This window comes from Arhodomonas sp. KWT2 (genome assembly GCF_041949875.1).
Taxonomy (GTDB): Bacteria; Pseudomonadota; Gammaproteobacteria; order Nitrococcales; family Nitrococcaceae; genus Arhodomonas; species Arhodomonas aquaeolei.
The window spans coordinates 125,943-144,811 of the sequence record NZ_JBHFPQ010000038.1 but is presented as its reverse complement, the minus strand read 5'-3'; the positions used below and the strand labels follow the sequence as shown (position 1 = coordinate 144,811).

15 protein-coding genes, 3 tRNA genes and 1 pseudogene are annotated in these 18,869 nt (G+C 70.0%); 10 read left to right on the top strand and 9 right to left on the bottom strand.

Annotation, left to right across the window (positions count from 1 at the left end; translation table 11 throughout):
• The 3 genes and pseudogenes from ACEZHJ_RS06885 to ACEZHJ_RS06875 form a co-directional block, all read left to right on the top strand.
• A pseudogene (locus ACEZHJ_RS06885) lies at positions 1–143 on the top strand (erythrose-4-phosphate dehydrogenase); the annotation flags it as partial.
• 100 nt (positions 144–243) lie between these two features.
• A complete protein-coding gene (pyk, locus tag ACEZHJ_RS06880) occupies positions 244–1,695 on the top strand; it encodes a pyruvate kinase (RefSeq protein ID WP_018717187.1) in 1,452 nt (483 codons plus the stop codon).
• 68 nt (positions 1,696–1,763) lie between these two features.
• The gene (locus ACEZHJ_RS06875; RefSeq protein ID WP_018717186.1) at positions 1,764–2,759 is read left to right on the top strand and encodes a GlxA family transcriptional regulator; all 996 of its coding nucleotides are present in this window, start codon (positions 1,764–1,766) and stop codon (positions 2,757–2,759) included.
• Here ACEZHJ_RS06875 and ACEZHJ_RS06870 read toward each other — a convergent pair.
• From ACEZHJ_RS06870 to ACEZHJ_RS06860, 3 genes are read right to left on the bottom strand one after another with little or no spacing between them, the layout of a single operon-like run.
• Positions 2,734–3,234: a thioesterase family protein gene (locus ACEZHJ_RS06870; RefSeq protein ID WP_163141283.1), complete on the bottom strand. Its 501-nt coding sequence runs from the start codon at positions 3,232–3,234 to the stop codon at positions 2,734–2,736. The two genes, ACEZHJ_RS06875 and ACEZHJ_RS06870, sit on opposite strands and share 26 nt — an antisense overlap.
• On the bottom strand, positions 3,218–4,195 hold the full coding sequence (locus ACEZHJ_RS06865; RefSeq protein WP_163141280.1) for an L-carnitine dehydrogenase: 978 nt from the start codon (positions 4,193–4,195) through the stop codon (positions 3,218–3,220). The genes ACEZHJ_RS06870 and ACEZHJ_RS06865 overlap by 17 nt, the downstream gene beginning before the upstream one ends.
• Positions 4,196–4,199: 4 nt before the next feature.
• On the bottom strand, positions 4,200–5,084 hold the full coding sequence (locus ACEZHJ_RS06860) for a 3-keto-5-aminohexanoate cleavage protein (RefSeq protein ID WP_375036363.1): 885 nt from the start codon (positions 5,082–5,084) through the stop codon (positions 4,200–4,202).
• 340 nt (positions 5,085–5,424) lie between these two features.
• On the opposite strand from ACEZHJ_RS06860, the gene ACEZHJ_RS06855 reads away from it, so the two are divergent.
• Together ACEZHJ_RS06855 and ACEZHJ_RS06850 are read left to right on the top strand one after the other, a co-directional pair.
• The gene (locus tag ACEZHJ_RS06855) at positions 5,425–6,669 is read left to right on the top strand and encodes a TauD/TfdA family dioxygenase (protein WP_163141277.1); all 1,245 of its coding nucleotides are present in this window, start codon (positions 5,425–5,427) and stop codon (positions 6,667–6,669) included.
• 91 nt (positions 6,670–6,760) lie between these two features.
• A complete protein-coding gene (locus ACEZHJ_RS06850) occupies positions 6,761–8,188 on the top strand; it encodes a hypothetical protein (RefSeq protein ID WP_375036362.1) in 1,428 nt (475 codons plus the stop codon).
• A gap of 168 nt (positions 8,189–8,356) precedes the next feature.
• On the opposite strand, the gene ACEZHJ_RS06845 is transcribed toward ACEZHJ_RS06850, so the two are convergent.
• Entirely contained in the window at positions 8,357–8,509 is a 153-nt protein-coding gene (locus tag ACEZHJ_RS06845) for a carboxymuconolactone decarboxylase family protein (RefSeq protein WP_163143658.1), read from the bottom strand.
• Between the two features lie 492 nt (positions 8,510–9,001).
• A tRNA-Val gene (locus ACEZHJ_RS06840) sits at positions 9,002–9,076 on the bottom strand.
• A gap of 167 nt (positions 9,077–9,243) precedes the next feature.
• Between ACEZHJ_RS06840 and gltX the strand changes: the two genes are divergently transcribed.
• On the top strand, positions 9,244–10,674 hold the full coding sequence (gltX, locus tag ACEZHJ_RS06835) for a glutamate--tRNA ligase (protein ID WP_018717173.1): 1,431 nt from the start codon (positions 9,244–9,246) through the stop codon (positions 10,672–10,674).
• Between the two features lie 41 nt (positions 10,675–10,715).
• Positions 10,716–10,791: transfer RNA gene (locus tag ACEZHJ_RS06830), tRNA-Ala, on the top strand.
• Between the two features lie 775 nt (positions 10,792–11,566).
• Here ACEZHJ_RS06830 and ACEZHJ_RS06825 read toward each other — a convergent pair.
• Positions 11,567–13,027, bottom strand: coding sequence for an SPOR domain-containing protein (locus ACEZHJ_RS06825; RefSeq protein ID WP_375036361.1), 1,461 nt, complete (start codon positions 13,025–13,027; stop codon positions 11,567–11,569).
• 160 nt (positions 13,028–13,187) lie between these two features.
• Here ACEZHJ_RS06825 and ACEZHJ_RS06820 point away from each other — a divergent pair.
• A tRNA-Glu gene (locus tag ACEZHJ_RS06820) sits at positions 13,188–13,264 on the top strand.
• A gap of 139 nt (positions 13,265–13,403) precedes the next feature.
• On the opposite strand, the gene ACEZHJ_RS06815 is transcribed toward ACEZHJ_RS06820, so the two are convergent.
• Positions 13,404–14,456 carry a YeiH family protein gene (locus tag ACEZHJ_RS06815; RefSeq protein WP_375036360.1) on the bottom strand — a complete coding sequence of 351 codons (1,053 nt, stop codon included), beginning with the start codon at positions 14,454–14,456 and terminating at the stop codon, positions 13,404–13,406.
• A gap of 107 nt (positions 14,457–14,563) precedes the next feature.
• Here ACEZHJ_RS06815 and ACEZHJ_RS06810 point away from each other — a divergent pair, with 107 nt between their 5' ends.
• Positions 14,564–15,484: a LysR family transcriptional regulator gene (locus ACEZHJ_RS06810; RefSeq protein ID WP_163143326.1), complete on the top strand. Its 921-nt coding sequence runs from the start codon at positions 14,564–14,566 to the stop codon at positions 15,482–15,484.
• Here the strand turns inward: ACEZHJ_RS06810 and ACEZHJ_RS06805 are convergent.
• Positions 15,474–16,382 carry a DMT family transporter gene (locus ACEZHJ_RS06805; protein WP_018717170.1) on the bottom strand — a complete coding sequence of 303 codons (909 nt, stop codon included), beginning with the start codon at positions 16,380–16,382 and terminating at the stop codon, positions 15,474–15,476. The genes ACEZHJ_RS06810 and ACEZHJ_RS06805 overlap by 11 nt on opposite strands.
• Before the next feature lie 111 nt (positions 16,383–16,493).
• Here ACEZHJ_RS06805 and ACEZHJ_RS06800 point away from each other — a divergent pair, with 111 nt between their 5' ends.
• Positions 16,494–17,414: a LysR substrate-binding domain-containing protein gene (locus ACEZHJ_RS06800; RefSeq protein WP_163142454.1), complete on the top strand. Its 921-nt coding sequence runs from the start codon at positions 16,494–16,496 to the stop codon at positions 17,412–17,414.
• Between the two features lie 90 nt (positions 17,415–17,504).
• Here the strand turns inward: ACEZHJ_RS06800 and ACEZHJ_RS06795 are convergent, their stop codons facing one another.
• Positions 17,505–18,737, bottom strand: coding sequence for an EAL and HDOD domain-containing protein (locus ACEZHJ_RS06795; protein WP_375036359.1), 1,233 nt, complete (start codon positions 18,735–18,737; stop codon positions 17,505–17,507).
• Positions 18,738–18,869: the final 132 nt, after the last annotated feature.

Here is an 18,869-nt window from a genome sequence, read left to right as displayed (position 1 = left end):
CGCGCTCGTCGGTGTTCGACGCCACGCTCACGAAGGTCACGGGCGGGACGCTGCTGAAGGCGTGCGCATGGTACGACAACGAGTGGGGCTTCTCCTCGCGGATGCTCGACACCACCGTCGCGCTCATGAACGCCGGGCGGTGACGGGACACGAGGCGATGCCTGCGGTCTTCCTCCATGACGGCGTCCGGTGCACCTCCGGTGCGCTCGACAGGATCGCCGCGTTGATGCAGGCTCGGTAGCCATGACAAAAAAACAGGTACGCCAGACGAAGATCGTTGCCACCCTGGGGCCCGCCACGGCCGGCGAGGCCGCGATGAGGGGGATCGTCGACGCCGGTGTGGACGTTGTCCGTCTCAACCTCTCCCACGGCAGCGCCGACGACCATTCCACCAACGCCGCCACCCTGCGCGCCGCTGCCCGTGAGGCCGGACGCGTCGTCGGCGTGCTCTGCGACCTCCAGGGGCCGAAGATCCGCGTGGAGGCGTTCCGGGACGGGCCGGTGGCACTGGAGAGCGGTGACGCCTTCTTCCTGGACCCGACGCTGGGTGCCGAAGACGGCACCGCGGAAGGCGTCGGCGTGGGCTACGCCGGGCTGCCGGACGACGTGGCCGCCGGCGACATCCTGCTCCTCGCCGACGGGCTGATCCGCCTGAGGGTGACGGGTATCGAGGGCCGGCGAATCCACACCCGCGTGGAAGTGGGCGGTACGCTCTCGGCGCGCAAGGGCATCAACCGCCTGGGTGGCGGCCTGTCCGTGCGCGCGCTCACCGACAAGGACCGCCGCGACATCGAGCTCGCCGCGCGGCTGGATGCGGATTACCTGGCGGTCTCGTTCCCGCGGGACGGCCACGATATCGACGAGGCGCGCGAGCTGCTGCGGCGCGCCGGCGGCGAGGCGGGTATCGTCGCCAAGATCGAGCGCCGCGAGGCGCTGGAGTCGCTGGAATCGATCATGGACAGTGCGGACGCGGTGATGATCGCCCGCGGTGACCTGGCGGTGGAGATCGGACACGCCGAGCTGCCCGGGGTGCAGAAGCGGATCATGCGGCTGGCGCGGCGCCGCGAGTGCGTGGTGATCACGGCGACGCAGATGATGCAGTCCATGGTCGACAGCCCGGTGCCAACGCGCGCGGAGGTGCTCGACGTGGCGAACGCCGTGATCGACGGCACGGACGCGGTGATGCTCTCCGACGAGACAGCGGTGGGGCACTACCCGGTGGAGACGGTGACGGCGATGTCCGAGGTGTGCGTGGGTGCTGAGCACTCCTCGGACGACGGTCCGCTGGACCCGGACGCGCACGCGCTGAGCACGCCGTGCCGGCGCATCGACGAGACCATCGCGAAGACGGCGATCGACGCGGCGAACCGGCTGGACGTGGGGGCGATCGCGGCGATGACGGAGTCGGGGGCGACGGTGATGTGGATGTCACGGCTGAGCACGCGCATCCCCATATTCGCGCTCTCCGAACACGAGCGCACACGCGGGCGGGTGACGCTCTACCGCGGTGTGCACCCGGTGAGCTTCGACCCGACGGTGCCGGGCCGGGACGTGCTGGACGGCGAGGCGGTCGGTCAGCTACTGGAGATCGGCGCCGTGACCGAGGGCGAGCTGGTGATCATCACCAAGGGCGATCGCGCCGGTGAACGGGGTGGCACGAACACCCTCAAGATCGTGCCTGCCGCGCGGCGCTGAGCGGGTCTCAGCGTGTCTGGCGAGGCGACAGCGCCGTTGACCCGCAGGGGCTACGCCGGGGAGGGGCGATGACCGCCGGGCCCCGGCGCCTCGGCTTTCTGCTGCTCCCGGAATTCTCGATGATGGCCTTCGTCGCCGCCGTCGAGCCCTTCCGCATCGCCAACCGCTGCGCCGGCGAGCCGCTCTACGAGTGGTCGCTGTACTCCGTCGACGGCATGCCCGTGGCGGCAAGCAACGGCATGACCCTGCTCACCGACGCGTCCATTGGCGAGGACGCCAGCGAGCCGACCGTGTTCGTGTGCAGCGGTTTCAACCACGAGCGCCACACCTCGGCGGCGGTCCTGCAGTGGCTGAAATGGCTGGCCGGGCAGGGCGGGACCCTCGGCGGCGTGGATACGGGCGCATTCGTACTCGCCCGTGCCGGGCTGCTGGAGGGGCGCCGGGTGACCCTTCACTGGGAGAGCATCCCCGCATTCGAGGAGCTGTTCCCGGGCATCGAGACCACCACCGCGCTGTACGAGATCGACGGCCGCCGGGTCACCTGTTCCGGGGGGACCGCGACCATGGACCTCGCGCTGCGCTTCATCGCCGCCGATCACGGGCCGGGGCTGGCGATGGCCGTCTCGGAGCAGCTCATCTACCAGCGCATCCGCGAGCGCTCCGATCACCAGCGCATGAGCGTCGCCGCACGGCTGGGCGTGCACAACCCGATCCTGGTCAACGCGATCGAGTACATGAGCGTGAACGTGGCCCAGCCCGTTGCCGTGGCGGACATTGCGGCCCACTGCTGCATCTCCCAGCGACAGCTGGAGCGGCTGTTCGCCGAGCGGCTCGGGACCAGCCCGGTGGGGTACTACCTGCAGCTGCGCCTGGCGCACGCCCGCCAGCTCCTGCAGGAGACGGACCGCAGCGTGCTCGAGGTGGCACTGGCCTGCGGTTTCGGCTCCACGGCGAGCTTCTCCCGGGCCTACCGCCGTCGCTTCGGGGCGCCCCCGAGCCGGGACCGCAGTGGCCTGGCGGCGCCGGTCGGGGGTGCGGTCAACGACGACGGATCCGCGTCGTGAGCGGACCGTAGTCGTGCCCGGCGGGCAGGGCATGGCCCTGCCACAACCGGTCCACGTTTGCGGCCACCGGGGCGGGAAAGGGCGCCGGTCGTGCGCTCCCCGTGTCGATGCCCATGAGCATCTGTTCGCCCGTGGCGAGCACGGTGCCGTCGGCGGCATCGCACAGCCGCATCAGCACCTGCAACCGTTTGGCGTCGTGGTCCGCCAGCCAGGCCTCGACGCGCAGGCCATCGCCTTCGTGGGCCTCCCGCCGGTAGCGGATGTGGCTCTCCAGGGTGTAGATCGTGTAGCCCGCGGCGGACCGGAAGGCGGCGTCCATGCCGAGCCACTCCATCAGCGCGTCCGTGGCCTGGCTGAACACGCCGGCGTAGGCGGCATCGTTCATGTGGCCGTTGTAATCCACCCAGGCCGGCGCGACGGCGGTCTCCAGGACGGTCAGTGCCGCGCCGGCGGGCGCCTCAGATCCTGCCTTCAATGCCCTCGGCCTCCGGCCAGTACTCGCTCACCAGGTCGATGAGGCGGGAGAGGAACTCGTCGCGCCGCGAGGCCAGCTCGGCGACGGAACGCCCGGCGGCCTGATGCTCGCAGCCCTCGACCACGCGTTCGATGAGCGAGTCGGTGAGCTCGGGGGCCTCCAGCCGGGTCCACGGCAGCTTAAGGGCCGGACCGAACTGGTGGAGCATGTGGCGCATGCCCGCGTCGCCGCCGGCGAGGTGGAATGTGAGGAAGGTACCCATCAGCGACCAGCGCAGGCCCGCGCCGTAGACCACCGCGGCGTCCACCTCCTCGGTGGTCGCCACGCCGTCGTTGACCAGATGCAGCGCCTCGCGCCACAGCGCCTCCATGAGGCGGTCGGCGACGTGGCCCTCGATCTCGCGACGTACCACCAGCGGCCGCATCCCGGCGGCGCGGTAGACGGCGGTGGCGCGCTCCACTGCGGCGGGGTCGGTGCGCTCGCCACCCACCAGCTCCACCAGCGGCAGCAGGTATACCGGGTTGAAGGGGTGTGCGACCAGCACGCGCTGCGGGTGGACGCAGTCCGCCTGCAGGGTGCTCGGCTTCAGCCCGGAGGTGCTGGAGGCGATCAGCGCGTTCGGCTCCGCGGCGGCGTCGATGCGGGCGAGAAGCTCCCGCTTGAGGGCCTCGCGCTCCGGGGCGTTCTCCTGGATGAGCCCCGCGCCGGCGACGGCCGCCTCCAGATCGGTGGTGAAGTGCAGCCGCTCGCGGCTCGCGCCGGGGGCGAGGCCGCGCCCGGCCAGCGTGGCCCAGGCGGTGTCGACGGCGGCGTTGAGCCGTGTCTCGGCGTCCGGGTCCGGGTCGGTCACCGTGACGTCCAGGCCGTTGGCGAGAAAGCGGGCGGCCCAGCCGGCGCCGATGACGCCGGCGCCGACGATGGCCACCCGGTCGATGGCGGGAGTCTGTGCAGTGTCCGTCATTGCCTCACTCATGGGGGTTGCGAAGGCCGAGCATGCGGCGGGCGTCCATCGGTGTGACCGCCCGGGCGCCCAGGCGCGTGATGATGCCGGCGGCGCGCTCGACGAGCTGGGCGTTGCTGGCGAATACGCCCTTGTCGAGGTAGAGATTGTCTTCCAGGCCGACACGCACGTGTCCGCCCAGGAGCACGGACTGCGCGGCCATGGGCATCTGCAACCGGCCGATCCCGAACGCCGTCCAGCTCGCGTTGGCCGGGAGCTTGTTGCGCATCGCCAGCATGGTCTCCGGGTCCGCCTCGGCGCCCCAGGGAATGCCCAGGCAGAGCTGGAACAGGGGATCGCCGTCGATGAGCCCCTCGGAGACGAGCTGCCGGGCGAAGCGGACCTGGCCCAGGTCGAAGCACTCCAGCTCCGGCTTCACGCCGCTCGCCTGGATGAGTCCCGCCTGCTCGCGAAGCCAGGGTGCGGTACTCAGGTATACGGCGTCCCCGGCGTTGTACGTGCCGCAGTCCAGCGTGCAGATCTCCGGGCGCAGCTCGGCGACCGGGGCGTGCCGCTCCGCCGGGGTCTGCAGGCTGGTGCCGGGCCCGCCGCGGCTCGGGTCCTCCGCGCTGGGGACCCAGTCGCCGCCGCCACCGGCGGTGATGTTGAGGACCACGTCCGTGTCGGCGGCGCGGACCCGCTCGACCACCTCCCGGTAGAGGGCCGGGTCGTGGCTGGGGGCGCCCGTGTCCGGGTCACGCACGTGGATGTGGGCGATGGCGGCGCCGGCGCGGGCCGCCTCGACGGCGGCCTTGGCGATCGCGGCCGGGGTGACCGGCACCCCGGGGTGTTTGCCCGGGGTGTCACCGGCACCGGTGACGGCGCAACTGATGATCACATCGCGGTTCATGACTACTCCTGTGTGGTCTACGCATCGCGGACCGCCTTGGCGGGGCGGGCCGTCACGGCCATCACGGCGCCACGCCGGATGACGACGGGGCCGCGCCGGCCCCGGTTCGCTCGTGAACGACGGCATGCCGGTGTCCGCTGACACAATAGTGTCCGTGGCCGCTGTGCGGGGATGTTGATTGTATTCGCCGTGTTTTTGTATTGAGCCGTCAATGCGGCGGGGTATACCGGAATGCACGGCGACGGCGAATGGCGCAAATTTCCCGGCGAATCAAGGCAAACTGTGTATGAATCCCGCGGGCATCCTGTTCGCTGGACACGTTGATACAGGAGCATCACCGATGACGGATGCGCTGGCGAAGACGAGCCTGCCGCCGACGCCGGATTACGACGCCTGGCCGGTGGAGGTCGCCCTCCACTCGGTGGATCACGACGACCGCGTCCTGACCCTGCGCTGGACAGACGGCCGGGTGAGCCGCTACCACAGCGTGTGGCTGCGCGAGAACGCCGCGGACGAGAGCACCGTCAACCCGGACACCCGCGAGCGCATCCTGGATCTCTCGGGCCTGGGCGCATGGCCGACCGTCGAGGCCGCCGGCCTGGACGACGCCGGCGCGCTGTGGGTGACGTTCCGCCCCGAAGGCCGGACCCTGCGTTTCCATCCCGGCTGGCTCCGTGCCAACGACTACTCCAACGCCGGCGACCCCGAGGCGCCGCTGGTGCCGGTCACGACCTGGACGGGCCGCGAACGGACCGCCCCGGTGACCCTGGACGCGGGCGACTGGCTGGGCCAGGCGGAGGACAGCGCCGAGGCGGAGGGCCTGCTCGGCCGCGCGCTCGAGGTGCTGCTCGGCGACGGCGTCGTCCGCCTGCGCCGGCTGCCGGCCGAGCCGGATACGGTCCGGCGGGTCGCCGCGCGCATCGGACCGCTGCGGCCGACGAACTTCGGTGAGATCTTCAACGTGCGCGCCAAGCCGGAGCCGGACAGCAACGCCTACACGTCCATTGCCCTGCCGCTGCACGTCGATCTGCCCACCCGGGAGTACCAGCCGGGACTGCAGATGCTGCACTGCCTGGAGAACACTGCCGTTGGCGGCCAGGCGGTGATGGTGGACGGCTTCGCGGTCGCCGAGCGCCTGCGCGAGACCGAGCCGGCGGCCTACGAGACCCTGACCCGCGTGTCCTGGTGCTTTGCGAACACCGCCCGGACCACAGATTACGTCTGGCACAGTCCGGTGATCCGCGTCGACGCGCGGGGCAGGCTGCAGGAGGTGCGCATTGCCGACTTTCTCCGTGGTCCGCTGATGACGGCGTTCGAGGAGGTGGAGCCTGCCTACGAGGCGCTGATGGCGTTGCAGCGACTGCTGCGCGAACCGGACCTGGCCATGCGCTTCGACTATGAGCCCGGGGACCTGGTGATCTTCGACAACCGCCGGCTGCTCCACGCCCGCGACGCCTTCGAGGGCGGCTCCGGTGCACGCTGGCTGCAGGGCGTCTACCAGGAGCGCGACGAGGTGCGCTCGCGGCTGCGCATGGTCTGGCGTGCCGAGCGCTGGCAGCGGATCGATTCGGGGTCCGGGGGCTGATGCCGCCACCGCCAGTGTAACGGGACTGGAACACCGTTCTGCCATGGTCACCGGTGCCTTTGCACCATGGCGTACACAGGAGCAGAACGGAATGAAAACGGCAATCCGCAACGGCGGCGCGCTGGCGGCAGCGCTGGTGCTCGCCGGCGCCATCCTTTCCCCCGCGACGGCGGCGGCCGACGGGACCGCCCTCGTGACCAACGGCAACGACTCCGGCAAGGGCTCGCTGCGCGACGCCCTCGAGCGTCAGCAGGCGAGCCACGTGTTCATCGCGCCGTCGGTGACCACCGTCACTATCGAGAGCCCGCTCACCTACTCGGCACGCGCGGCGCTGACCCTCGAGGGCAGCGGGCAGACGGTGCGCACCGGGCGCAACGTCACCCTGCTCGCGGTGACCGAGGGCGCCGATCTCACCGTCTCCGACCTCGCGTTCGAGGGCCGCGGGGACTACAGCATCAAGAACCGCGGCGACATCGACGGCGAGGCCGGCAAGGGCATCTTCGTCGACGTGCGCGACGATCAGACCGGCATGGTCAGCGTCGAGCTGGACCGGGTCTCCGTGGCCGGTGTCGCGGGGCACGGGGTGCACATATCCGACTGCAGCCTCGCCGACGACTGCGGCGCCGGCAGCGGGGGCGGCGGCCAGGGCTCGGACGCCTCGGTCTCCCTCACGCTCAACGGCGTGCGCGTCGACCATGTGGGCTACGGCGGCTTCGACGCCGACGGCGTGCGCGTGGACGACCGTGGTCCAGGCGGCATCTACCTGTTCGTCGACGATTCCTCGTTCACCAATATCGGTGCCGACGGGCTCGAGCTCGATGAGGGCGACAGCGGCGATGTCTATGCCGAGGTCAACGCCAGCGAGTTCCGTGACAACGGCGGCTACTGCGACCCTGGGCTGCTGGCCGGTCACCTGCCGGAGCCGGCGGAGCGCGAGTTCAACGAGGCCGATGGCGCGACCGTCGGGGACGACGTCCCACCCGTCGTGACCGGCACGCTGGACGACAGCTGCTTCGAGCGCGAGGTCTCGACATACGCGTCCGGCAGCGTCGCGGCCTACGAGTTCGGGATCGACCTGGACGACGGCATCGACTTCGACGAGGCCGGCGAGGGTTCGCTGACGGCGACCATGAACGGCTCGATCGTGCGCGGCAACCTCGACGAGGGCGTGGACTTCGACGAGGGCGGCGACGGCGACGCCCGGGTGCGTTTCATCGCGACCGACGCCAGCGGCAATCACGACGACGGCTTCAAGCTCTCCGAGGAGGACGCCGGCGGCGTGACCGGGATGCTGGATCGCGTGAGGGCCGTGGGCAACGGCGGCAAGGGCGTCGTCCTGGAGGAGGAGAGCGCGGGCGGGCTGTTTGCCACCGTCTCGCACGCCACCACCGCCGGCAACGACGACGGCGAGGACACCGGCATCGAGGTCGTCCAGGAGGACGACGGCGCCGGCAGCCTGCGCGTGCGCCGCTCGACCATCGCCGAGGGCATTACCCGGGAGGGTGTCGAGGCGGACTGACTGCCGGGGCCAGCGTGGGCCCGCGGGGCGCGGAGCGTGCGCCATCCGCTTTCGCCCCCCGGGCCTGCCGGTTTCCGGACCCCGAAACCGGGCCGCGATCCCGTGGCCCCGCCCGTCTGGAGACAACCGTGTCCGGCTCCGTTCGCGGCGCGCGCACGCCGCTGGCGGTCAGCCCCTGGCGGCCCGGAACTGTTCCATCGCCTCGAGGACGTGGGTCGCGTACGTCAGCGATGGTCCGCCGCCCACGAGCACGGCGACACTCCGCGTCTCCACGATCGCCTCAGGGTTCGCCCCGGCCTCGAGGGCGCCGTGGGTGAGCATTCCTCGGTGTCCTGTCTTCGGTGCGGGCCGCTCGAAAACAGTCCCACGGCGGTCTCCCGCACACTGGCCTGGGTGTTCTTTCAAACGGGAGTCATCCTCATGAACGACCGTGAAGTTGATCGCCGCCTCCGGGAATGGGCCGGTATGCGGAGTGAAGTGAAGCGTGTCGCTGCCGTGGGCTTCCCGGCGTATGTCGAAGTCTTCATTGAGCCCGACATGCGGGGCATGGGCGGTGTGGACGAGAGTGGCGGGTTCGCGGCATGGGCCGACTACGCGGACCGGTGGCACGATGAGCTAGCGTCCGAGTTGGGGGGTGACGTCCGCGTTTACCCCTGGCTCGGGTCAGGGACCCCTGCATCCGAACGCCGTGTCAGGGAGGTACTTGGCCACCGTTCCCCGCGTTAGCGGTCACGGGTGGGGGCACGAGCCGGAGTGCCGTGGGCGTAAACGAAAAAGGCCCGGGAGGCATCATCCCGGGCCCTTGTGCCGTTCTGGTGGGCGGTGCTGGGTTCGAACCAGCGACCCCTGCCGTGTGAAGGCAGTGCTCTCCCGCTGAGCTAACCGCCCGAAAGCGCGGTGCGTAGAGTACTTCGGCCGCCGCCGCGCTGTCAACGCTCGGGTGCGCGTTCGCGCTTCGCCTTTGCTCCGTGAGTTGCTAGCATAACGGGCCTTTCAGCGGCGGCGGGCCCTGCCGAGCGGGCCCGAGTTCGAACCCCCTTTTCCGGAAGGCGCACATGACCGTAAAGACCCGTTTCGCCCCCAGTCCCACCGGCTATCTCCATATCGGTGGTGCACGCACGGCGCTGTTCTCCTGGCTGTATGCCCGGCGGCACGGCGGCCACTTCGTGCTGCGCATCGAGGATACCGACCGTGAGCGCTCCACCCCCGAGGCGATCAATGCGATCCTCGAGGGCATGGCCTGGCTCGGACTCGACTACGACGAGGGGCCGTTCTACCAGACCGAGCGCTTCGACCGCTACGCGGAGGTGATCGACCGCCTCCTGGAGGAGGGCAGGGCGTATCGCTGCTACTGCTCCCGCGAGCGGCTGGAGTCGCTGCGCGAGGCGCAGATGGCGCGCAAGGAGAAGCCCCGCTACGACGGGCGCTGCCGTCACCTCACCGAGCCGCCGGCGGACGCGAGTGGAGACCCGGTGATCCGTTTCCGGACCCCGCTGGAGGGGGAGACGGTGGTCAACGACCGGGTGAAGGGCCGCATCGTGTTCGCCAACCGCGAGCTCGACGACCTCATCATCGCCCGTGCCGACGGCTCGCCGACGTACAACTTCGTCGTGGTGGTGGACGACATGGACATGGGCATCAGCCATGTCATCCGCGGCGACGACCACGTCAACAATACCGCGCGCCAGGTGAACATCCTCCAGGCCCTGGGCGTGGAGCCGCCGGTGTACGCCCACGTGCCGATGATCCTGGACGAGGACGGCAAGAAGCTGTCCAAGCGCACCGGCGCGGCGAGCGTCATGGACTACCGCGATCAGGGCTACCTGCCCGAGGCGGTGCTGAACTATCTCGCGCGGCTGGGATGGTCCCACGGGGACCAGGAGATCTTCACCCTGGATGAGCTCATCCAGCTCTTCGACATCGACGACATCAACCACTCCGCTTCCAGCCTCAACAGCTCCAAGCTCCAGTGGCTGAACCAGCACTACATGAAGACCGGCGACCCGGCCCACGTGGCACGCCACCTGGCCTGGCACCTGGGCGAGATGGGTGTCGATCCGGCCGGGGGACCGTCGCTGGAGGCCCTGGTCAGTGCGCAGGCCGAGCGTACAAAGACCCTGCGGGAGATGGCGCAGAACAGCCTGTTCTTCTTCCGTGAGCCGGAGGGCTACGACGAGAAGGCGGCACGCAAGAACCTCAAGGCCGGGGCGGCACCCGTCCTCGCGGCGTTGCGCGAGGCCCTGTCCGGGCTCGGTCAGTGGCAGACCGAGGCGATCCACGAGACGGTCAGCGGGGTGGCGGAGGGCCAGGAGCTCAAGCTCGGCAAGGTGGCGCAGCCCCTGCGCGTCGCGGTCTCCGGCGGCCCCGTCTCGCCGCCGATCGACGAGACCCTGGCCCTGCTCGGTCGCGAGGCCACGCTGCGCCGTATCGAGGCCGCGGAGGCGTGGATCGCGGAGAATGTGGTCGATCAGCCCCAGGAGGGTTGACGACCCCCGGGCCGGTCGATAGGATACGCACTCCAACGCACGGGGCCATAGCTCAGCTGGGAGAGCGCCTGCATGGCATGCAGGAGGTCGGCGGTTCGATCCCGCCTGGCTCCACCAAACAAAACCGGTGGTTACGCCCTGAACCTCAGGGCGTTTCTACTTTAAGACGGGCGGATCCTCGGATCCGCCCGTTTTGTTTTGGACCTCCGGAATCATTACCTTTCCCCTTCATTCAGGATGGCGAGGCAGCGGGCCGTCATGGTGCCCGGGACGGTGTATCCGGCGGGGTCGTGCACGGCGGTTCAGGCCGCGTGCGACGTTTCCCGTAAACCGCTCGGCGGGGTCGCGCGCCTTCAGCGCCCGACCCGCGGGGGTGGCCGGTAAGGCCGTTACATGAAGTCGGTTGCCTGCGGGCAATCGGCCTGCTCGTGATCCCGACGTTCAGGTAGGGACTGTCTCGCGGATCAGGCGATTTGCGGAGTATAGAGGGTCTGTCCCTGATGACGCCGGAACATATGTGGACGGGCTTGCGCATGGCCGCCCCAACGCGGCCATGCTGGCTTCGCCCCGCCTGCGTAGACGCTGGAGGAACGCGCGGACATCAGGGTTATAAGTCCGGCCGCTCAAGGCAGTCGACGTCGCCCGCGCACGCGGGACGGGATGTTGGCTGCCAGGAGCAGTCAACCTACCGCACCGGCCCCTTCACGGGCACGGGGTTTACAAGACCCGTCGGCCACGGGAGAACCCCTCTCCCGGCCCTTCTCCCGCAGGGGGAGAGGGGCGTGGCACGTCCGTGGGTCGGTTGCCCCTGGCAACCGATCTGCCCGTGGCTGCGAAGCACGGTAGGCCGTGCGCGACGTCCCTGTCTGGTCATGGCGTCCGTCGTGGGCGCTCAGTTGCGCACTGACGAGAAGCGCCGGGGATAGACGTTGTCGGCCCCGATGCTTGCGGGGACGTCCCGCATCGCCGCCGATCGGGAAGGGTAGTCGCCGAGCAGTACGAGATGCCACGTGCCGTTGTCGCCGCTCACCGTGACCACCCGGGCCGAGTCGCGGACCTCCGGGTGGGCGTCCAGGAAGTTCGCGGTGGTCTGCTTCTTCCGTCCGGCGATGAGCTGCAGCGTGTAGCGTCCGCCGTCGCGGCTGGCCAGCCAGTCCTCGCCTGTCCGGGGCTGCTCGGCGGGTGCCTCCTCGTCACGCTCTTCCTTCGCCGTCTCCGGCGCGGACTCTGCCGCCGTGTCGGTGGAGGCGGTCTGCGTCTCCGGTGTCCCGTTCTCCTCGGCGGCCGGCGTGGGCTCACCTGCGGACGTCCCGGTCTCGCCGTCACTCGAACCCGCGCCGCTGGCTGGCGGTGCGGCGGCGTCCGCGCTCGCGATTTCGGTGGCGGTCTCCCCCTCGCCGTTGTCGGTTGTGTCGGTCTCGTTGCGTTCGATCGTCTCAATCAGTGCGTCGGGCAGCGCCGGGATGGGCCGGTTGAGCAGGGCGCTGCCCGCGGCGATCTCCGGCGGGAGGCTCACCGAGGGCGGCGTGTCACCCGTGTCGGGGACGTCGACGCGCTTCGTATCGGCGCCGGCTACCGGATCGGCGGAGCCCTGGTCTCCGTCGGTGGTTGAGTCGTCCGCGAGCGTTGCGCTCGCGGTGTTGGACGCCGGCTCCGGCTCGATATCGAGCGAGGTGGTCCTGGTGTCCCCGGTGTCCGGTCCGCCGGCGAGGAGTGCGTAGGTGAGGACGCCGACCGCCACCGCGCCGAGCGGCGGCGCGAGCCAGACGGGATGAATACGGCGGCGCCGCGTCACGGGTGCTGCCGCGGCTGCGGTTGCTTCTGATTCCGGCGGCGCCAGACGGATGCGCTGGATCTGGTCCGCCGCCCGTCCGGCCTCCTGGGCGAGGACCTCCAGCCGGTCCGCCTCCGCCTCGGGACAGAGCAGGGCGATGGGCATGTTCGCGTCGCGCTGGCTGACGAGTCGGCTCAGGGTGAGCAGGGACTGGAGGATGCGTGCCGAGAGCCCGTGCGCATCCTCCACGACCACGGCCAGGGAGAGATTACGGCTCCTGAGCCGGCGCGAGAGCTGATCCGCCGCTGCCGGTTCCCCCGGGTCCGTGCCCGGGTCGAGGAGCAGGCGTTCGGCCAGGTGGTCGTTGTTGTGCGCCGTCGTCACGTCGATGATCGCGGCCGCTGTTTCACTCCCGCCGGCAAGGGCCCGGGCCAGCTGGGCAGCCACTCCGCTGGCGGTCAGTTCGCCGTCCAGGGTGACGATGACGACATTGCTCGTGCACCGCAGCAGGTAACACGCCAGGTCGAGACGTGCGGCGATGTCGCCGTTTTCCTGGAGGAGACTGTCAGCGTCCTGCATGGTGGTCCTCTGTCGCGGTATTGCGGCGACGAGTGTAGCAGGGCAACGGGGCGTTTCCGTGGGGCAAGTCGCACCCCTCGACAGCGCCGGGCACTGCGGTCCGGCGTCGCTTGACACCGTGGGGGCGCCCGCCTAGTATTTCGCCCGCTTGCACGGCAGCGTCCCCATCGTCTAGCCGGCCTAGGACACCACCCTTTCAAGGTGGCGACACGGGTTCGAATCCCGTTGGGGACGCCATTTCCCTCCTTCCGTGATCGCGATCCTAATGCCGCGAGGGCGAGCGTCGCGAACCTCCGCTCCCCCCGGGATTCAGCGCTCAAGTGACGGAATTCAAAGACCGCATGGTCATGCGGCCTTTATTGCCATTCCGGTGGTCTCACCCGGTTGTGAGCACGGCACCTGCCAGTGCCAGCAGGCTGATCCATATCGCCATGGCCAGGCCCAGGGCGAGGGGCCGCCAGCCGAGACGCGCCACGGCCACCAGCCGGGTGTGCAGGCCCATGGCGACCATGGCGGCGGCGAGCAGGCCGGAGTCGACGGTCACGAGGGTGTCATGGAGCTGCGCGGGAACCGGGGCGAAGGAGTTCACGCCCACCATTACGACGAACAGCACGACGAACAGCGGTACCGGCGCGTGCCGGGCCGTGGTGGTGTCCGTCGTCGTGTCCCGCTCCCGGCGGCGCCACCATATCGCCAGGGCGGCGCAGGCCGGGGCCAGCATCGCGACGCGGGAGAGCTTGTACAGGCTCGCGTCGACGCCGGCCTGGTCGTTGAAGGCGAAGCCGGCGGCCACGACCTGGGCGACCTCGTGGATGGAGCTGCCGGCCCAGGCGGAGTACGTGGCCTCGTTGAGCCCCAGCGACGGCGCCAGGGCCGGGTATAGGAACATCGCGATGGTGCCGAAGACGGTGACGATGGCAATGGCGCAGGCGACATCCTCCTCCCGGCCGCGGACCACCCCGTCCACCGCCACCACGGCGGAGGCGCCGCAGATCCCGGTGCCGGAGCCGACGAGCACGCTCAGGGTGTCCGGCAGCCGGAGCGCACGTCCGAGCACCACGGCCAGGGTGAGGGTGCTGCCTACGGCGAGCACGACCAGCGCCAGGCCGCCCATGCCGACCGAGAGCATGTCCTGCACCACCAGCCGGAAGCCGAGAAGCACGATGCCAGTGCGCAGCACGTAGTGCAGCGTCCAGCGGATACCGGGTTCCATGGCCGCCGGGATCGGCACACACAGACGTACCAGGACGCCGGCGAGGATGCCCACGGTCAGCGCGCTCAGCGGAACTGCCTTGTTGAGCGCCGGCCACGCGGTGATGGCGTAGGACAGGCCGGCAAGCACGGCGCACAGGGTCAGGCCCGGAGCGACGGTGGCGATGCGGTCCAGCGCCGGGGCCGGCCGGCGGGCGGTAGTGGTGTCGGCGGGCATGTCCAGTCTCCGTCGGTAAAGGATGGCGAGACGGTACCGGCGGGAATTATTTCGCAAAATCGATTATTATTTATTTATAACTTAGGTGACGCCGAATTGTTGTGCCGATGAACCGCTTCACCCTGCGCCAGCTCGAGATATTCGCGACGGTCGTGCGCACCGGCCAGGTCAAGCGTGCGGCGTCGACGCTGCACCTCAGTCAGGCGGCGGTCAGCCAGGCCGTGCACGAGCTCGCCGACGCCCTCGGGATCACGCTGTTCGAGCGTCGCGGCCGGGAGATCGTGCCCACGGCGGCGGCGCGTCAGCTGCTGGAACTCGTGGCGGCCCCGATGGCGGCGCTGGAGGACGTCCCCGCGCAGCTCGCGCCGGGGGATGCCGCGGCAGAGCTGAGCGGGGAGGTGCAGGTTGCCGCCTCCAACACCATTGCCCGCTACGTTCTGCCCGCCGCGCTGGCACGGCTCGGCCGGCAGCACCCGGGCCTGCGGATTACGGTGCTCTCGGGCAACAGCGCGGCGGTGGAGGCGCGCGTCGCTGCACTGGAGGCGGACGTGGGTTTCATCGAGGGACCGGCCCAGCGGGACGATGTCGACGTCTCCGCCTGGCGTACCGATGCGCTGCAGGTGATCGCGCCGGCCGACTATCCGGTGGAGGGGTTGTCGGCGGCGACGCTGGCCGAGCATCCCTGGGTCGTGCGCGAGCCCGGGTCCGGGACCCGGGCGGTGTTCGAGCAGAGCCTGGCACTTGCCGGGCACCCGGTGCCCCGGGGTGGCCTGGTGATGGACGACAGCGGCGCGATCGTGCGTGCGGTGGCGTCCGGCGCGGGGCTGGCCTGTGTGAGCCGGCTGGCCGCGGCCCAGGCGAGTGTCCGGGGCGGGGTGCGCTTCGTCGACGTGCCGGAGCTCTCGCTGCGACGCCCCCTGTGGTGTGTCCGGCGTGCCGTGCCGGCCCATTCGCCGGTGGTCGAGCGCTTTCTGCGGGCGCTGGATGCCGCGCTCGATACAGGCGATGGGGGGCCGCCTACAGGTTGATGCAGACCACGCCGGCGAGGATCGCCGCGCCGCCGACCATGAAGTTCATGCTCAGCGGTTCGCCGAGCAGCAGCGCGCCAAAGGCCACGCCGAACAGGGGCGAGAGGAAGGAGAGCACGCCGAGCCGGGAGGCGAGGTAGCGCCGCAGCAGGGCGAACCACATGAGCAGGGCGGCGAAGGAGACGATGAGCGTCTGGTAGCCCAGGCTCGCCATGGCTTCGCCGGTCAGGCGTGCCCCGGCGAGGTCGCCGGCGATCCAGGCCGCGGGGATAAGCAGTGTGGCGGCGGTCAGGAGCTGGTAGAACAGCGTCTGTAGCGCCGGCGCCTCGGAGAGCCCGCTGCGGCGGACCACGAGGGTCGTGGCGGCCCAGCAGAGCCCGGCGAGGACCCCGAGGAAGTCGCCGAAGGCGATGGCGCTCGTGCCGTCGCCGTCGGAGGCAGTAGGTGCTATCGCGATGACCAGGCCGATGAAGGCGAGCGCGACCGCGAGCCAGTGGCGCGGCGCGAGTTGTTCGCCGGGAACGAGCAGGTGCAGTCCGAGTGCCGCGAACACCGGCGCAGTATAGAGAAAGACGACCATGTGCGAGGCCAGCGTGTAGTTCAGTCCGATCGCGACGAAGGCGAATTCGCTGGTGAAGCCGAGCCCTACCAGCACGCCGGGGCCAAAGCGCGAGGGATCGAACAGTGTCAGGCCGCGCAGGCGGGCGAGAATCCATACCAGAACCATGGCAGCGGTTGAGCGCAGCGCAATCTGGGCGAGGGGCGCGACGTCCCCGGCCACGGCCTTGATGGCGACCTGCTGCAGACCCAGGGCGATGCAGAAGACCGTCATCAGCGCGATGGCCTGGCCGTCCAGTCCCTGCCTTATCGCGACACCTCCGCCAGCCTGCTCCGCCACGATGCCGATTCTCCTCTGTTGGGTTCGACCATTGTCCGGGGAAGGCTAGCACTGGCCCGACGGCCGGACGAACGATATATTCACCGCACGAGGGTCAGGAATACTCAACCTATGATCGAGCGCCTGCCACTCAATGCGTTGCGTGCGTTCGTTGTTGCCGCGCGCCATGAGAGTTTCCAGCAGGCCGCTGCGGAGCTGCACGTCACCGCCGGTGCGGTGAGCCGGCAGGTCAAGGAGCTGGAGTCCCGGCTGGCCTTTCCGGTGTTCGAGCGCAACGCCCACGGCGTGCGTCTCAACGCGGCGGGCCGGCGTCTCGCGGAGAGTGCCGGGGCAGGGCTGGACCGGCTCGCCGAGGCCTACCGGGAGGCCCAGCGCTTGCCGCGCGCCGGCCTGTCGATCTCCGCTCCACCCTCGTTCGTGCAGCACTGGCTGCTGCCCCGGCTGGCGGGCTTTGATGCCCGCGGGGAGGAGGTCGCGCTGGAGGCAAGCGAGGTGCTCACGCAGCCGGAATGGGACGACGGCCGTGCCCGGCTCGCCATCCGCTACGGTACCGGGCCATGGCCCGGCGTGGAGGACCGGCCGCTGCTCTCCGACCCCATGTTTCCGGTGTGTTCGCCGGCGCTGCTGGAGCGTGGTCCGCCGCTGCAGGAGCCGGCTGACCTGGCGGGGCACACGTTGATTCATGTCTCCTGCACCGAGCCGGCGATTCCCACCTGGCGGCACTGGTTGGACCACGTCGGGGCCGCCGGGGTGCCGGCCCCGGTGCAGTGGCACTATTCCCTATTCAGTCATGCCTTGGACCAGGCCATCGCCGGCCGCGGTGTTGCGCTGGTGGGACGGGTCGTGGCGGCGGACCGCCTGGACAGCGGGGTGCTGGTGCGCCCGTTCGGCGAACGCTATGCATTCCCTTCGCCGTTCGGCTATAGCCTGATCACACCGGCGGCCGGCGAGCCGCCGCCGTTGGCGGTTCGTTTCATCGACTGGCTGATGGGGGAAGTGGCCCGGTTCCGGGAGGGGCATCCGGGCGACTAGCCGGCCCATGCCGTGTTTTCGCCCGGTGCCGCGTGGATGCCCGGGGAAGGCCGCCGGGTGGTGCACAATGGGTCGTGACGGTGACGGCGACTACGGATCGGATGCCACCGAAAACATGCTCTGCATGGTCTCGTTGGTCCAGTCCAGGCTGTCCGCGTAGCAGCCCTGCAGCATCGCCGGGTCGTCCCCGCGCGGCAGCTCGGTCCAGCGGCCGTCGACGAACAGGCATACCTTGCCCAGGACGTCGCCGACGTCGTTGTGTCCGCCTTCCAGTGCCTCCCGAATCTCCGTTCCGATATCGATCTCGGCAAGAAGTGTCTCCCGCGGGATGTCGAGCAGGGCGTCCATGTGGCGGAGCAGACCCGCGAAGAACGCCCGGTCGGGATCGGCGCGGCCGCTGCGTCCGGCCAGCAATTCGGACATGCGCGAGACGGTGAGTGCCTGGCGCACGAGCTCCGTGGGCGTGCCGTCCCGGGCGCCGAGCACCAGCAGGGCGACCCACTTGTGTACCTCCCGGCGCCCGAGCAGCACCAGCGCCTCCTTGAGGCTGCTTACCGGATGACGCACACCCAGGGCGCAGGAATTGAGCACGCGCAGCAGGCGATAGGTCAGCGGCGGGTCGCGTTCGATGAGCTCGATCAGTTGCCGGGTGGACACGTCCGGGTCAGCGAATGCGGCCAGCAGCTGTAGCAGGACGATGCGGTTGCTCTCGGGTACACGCCCGGTGAGCAGCTCCGGACGGCGCAGGAAGTACCCCTGGAAGAGCGTGCAGCCGAGCGTGCGGCAGTGCTCGAACTCCTCGCGCGTCTCCACCTTCTCGGCGAGCAGCGTTACGTTGTGGGGTGCGAGCAGCCGGACCTGTTCGGCCAGCCCGCGTTCGCCGAGCGCCTGCACATCGAGCTTCACGACGTCCGCCAGGGCGATCAGGGGCTCGAGGTGTCCTGCATGGGCGAAATCGTCCAGTGCGATGCGGTAGCCGGTCTCGCGGTAGCGTTCCAGGGCGGTGATCAGTGCCGGTGTGGGCGAGGCGTCCTCGAGGACCTCGATGACCAGCTCCGCCGGGGGAACGGCGGGCAGCGACTCGGCCTCGAGCATGTCCTGCGGCAGATTGACGAAGGCGGGCACGACACTGCTGCCGCCGGACCAGTGCAGGCTGGTGTAGCGGCTGATCAGGACCTCGCTCGTCGCCCGGTCGCCGTCGACCAGGTCGCCGGGACCGCGGCCGTCCGGACTGCGGTAGAGGAGCTCGTAGGCGACGACGTTCACCCCGGTGTCGAAGATAGGCTGGCGGGCCATGAGCACCTGGGTCGCTGTCTCCGTCATCGATGCCCCTGCTGTGTCGCCGATCGAGCGGCAGTGAACGTCCCCGCGACGATTTTTGACGAGCGTTATCCGGAAATCAACGCATGGGGCAAACGCCGCCGGTGGGGCGCCGCTGAACTGGTTGCAGAAAAA

Excerpts from the sequence above, each read along its gene's own strand:
- ACEZHJ_RS06860 (WP_375036363.1), bottom strand. The coding sequence starts at position 5,084 with ATGAACCGCGATGTGATCATCAGTTGCGCCGTCACCGGTGCCGGTGAC.
- ACEZHJ_RS06795 (WP_375036359.1), bottom strand. The coding sequence starts at position 18,737 with ATGACGGAGACAGCGACCCAGGTGCTCATGGCCCGCCAGCCTATCTTC.
- ACEZHJ_RS06810 (WP_163143326.1), top strand. The coding sequence starts at position 14,564 with ATGAACCGCTTCACCCTGCGCCAGCTCGAGATATTCGCGACGGTCGTG.
- pyk (WP_018717187.1), top strand. The coding sequence starts at position 244 with ATGACAAAAAAACAGGTACGCCAGACGAAGATCGTTGCCACCCTGGGG.
- gltX (WP_018717173.1), top strand. The coding sequence starts at position 9,244 with ATGACCGTAAAGACCCGTTTCGCCCCCAGTCCCACCGGCTATCTCCAT.
- ACEZHJ_RS06855 (WP_163141277.1), top strand. The coding sequence starts at position 5,425 with ATGACGGATGCGCTGGCGAAGACGAGCCTGCCGCCGACGCCGGATTAC.
- ACEZHJ_RS06865 (WP_163141280.1), bottom strand. The coding sequence starts at position 4,195 with ATGACGGACACTGCACAGACTCCCGCCATCGACCGGGTGGCCATCGTC.
- ACEZHJ_RS06845 (WP_163143658.1), bottom strand. The coding sequence starts at position 8,509 with ATGCTCACCCACGGCGCCCTCGAGGCCGGGGCGAACCCTGAGGCGATC.
- ACEZHJ_RS06850 (WP_375036362.1), top strand. The coding sequence starts at position 6,761 with ATGAAAACGGCAATCCGCAACGGCGGCGCGCTGGCGGCAGCGCTGGTG.
- ACEZHJ_RS06815 (WP_375036360.1), bottom strand. The coding sequence starts at position 14,456 with ATGCCCGCCGACACCACTACCGCCCGCCGGCCGGCCCCGGCGCTGGAC.
- ACEZHJ_RS06825 (WP_375036361.1), bottom strand. The coding sequence starts at position 13,027 with ATGCAGGACGCTGACAGTCTCCTCCAGGAAAACGGCGACATCGCCGCA.
- ACEZHJ_RS06800 (WP_163142454.1), top strand. The coding sequence starts at position 16,494 with ATGATCGAGCGCCTGCCACTCAATGCGTTGCGTGCGTTCGTTGTTGCC.
- ACEZHJ_RS06875 (WP_018717186.1), top strand. The coding sequence starts at position 1,764 with ATGACCGCCGGGCCCCGGCGCCTCGGCTTTCTGCTGCTCCCGGAATTC.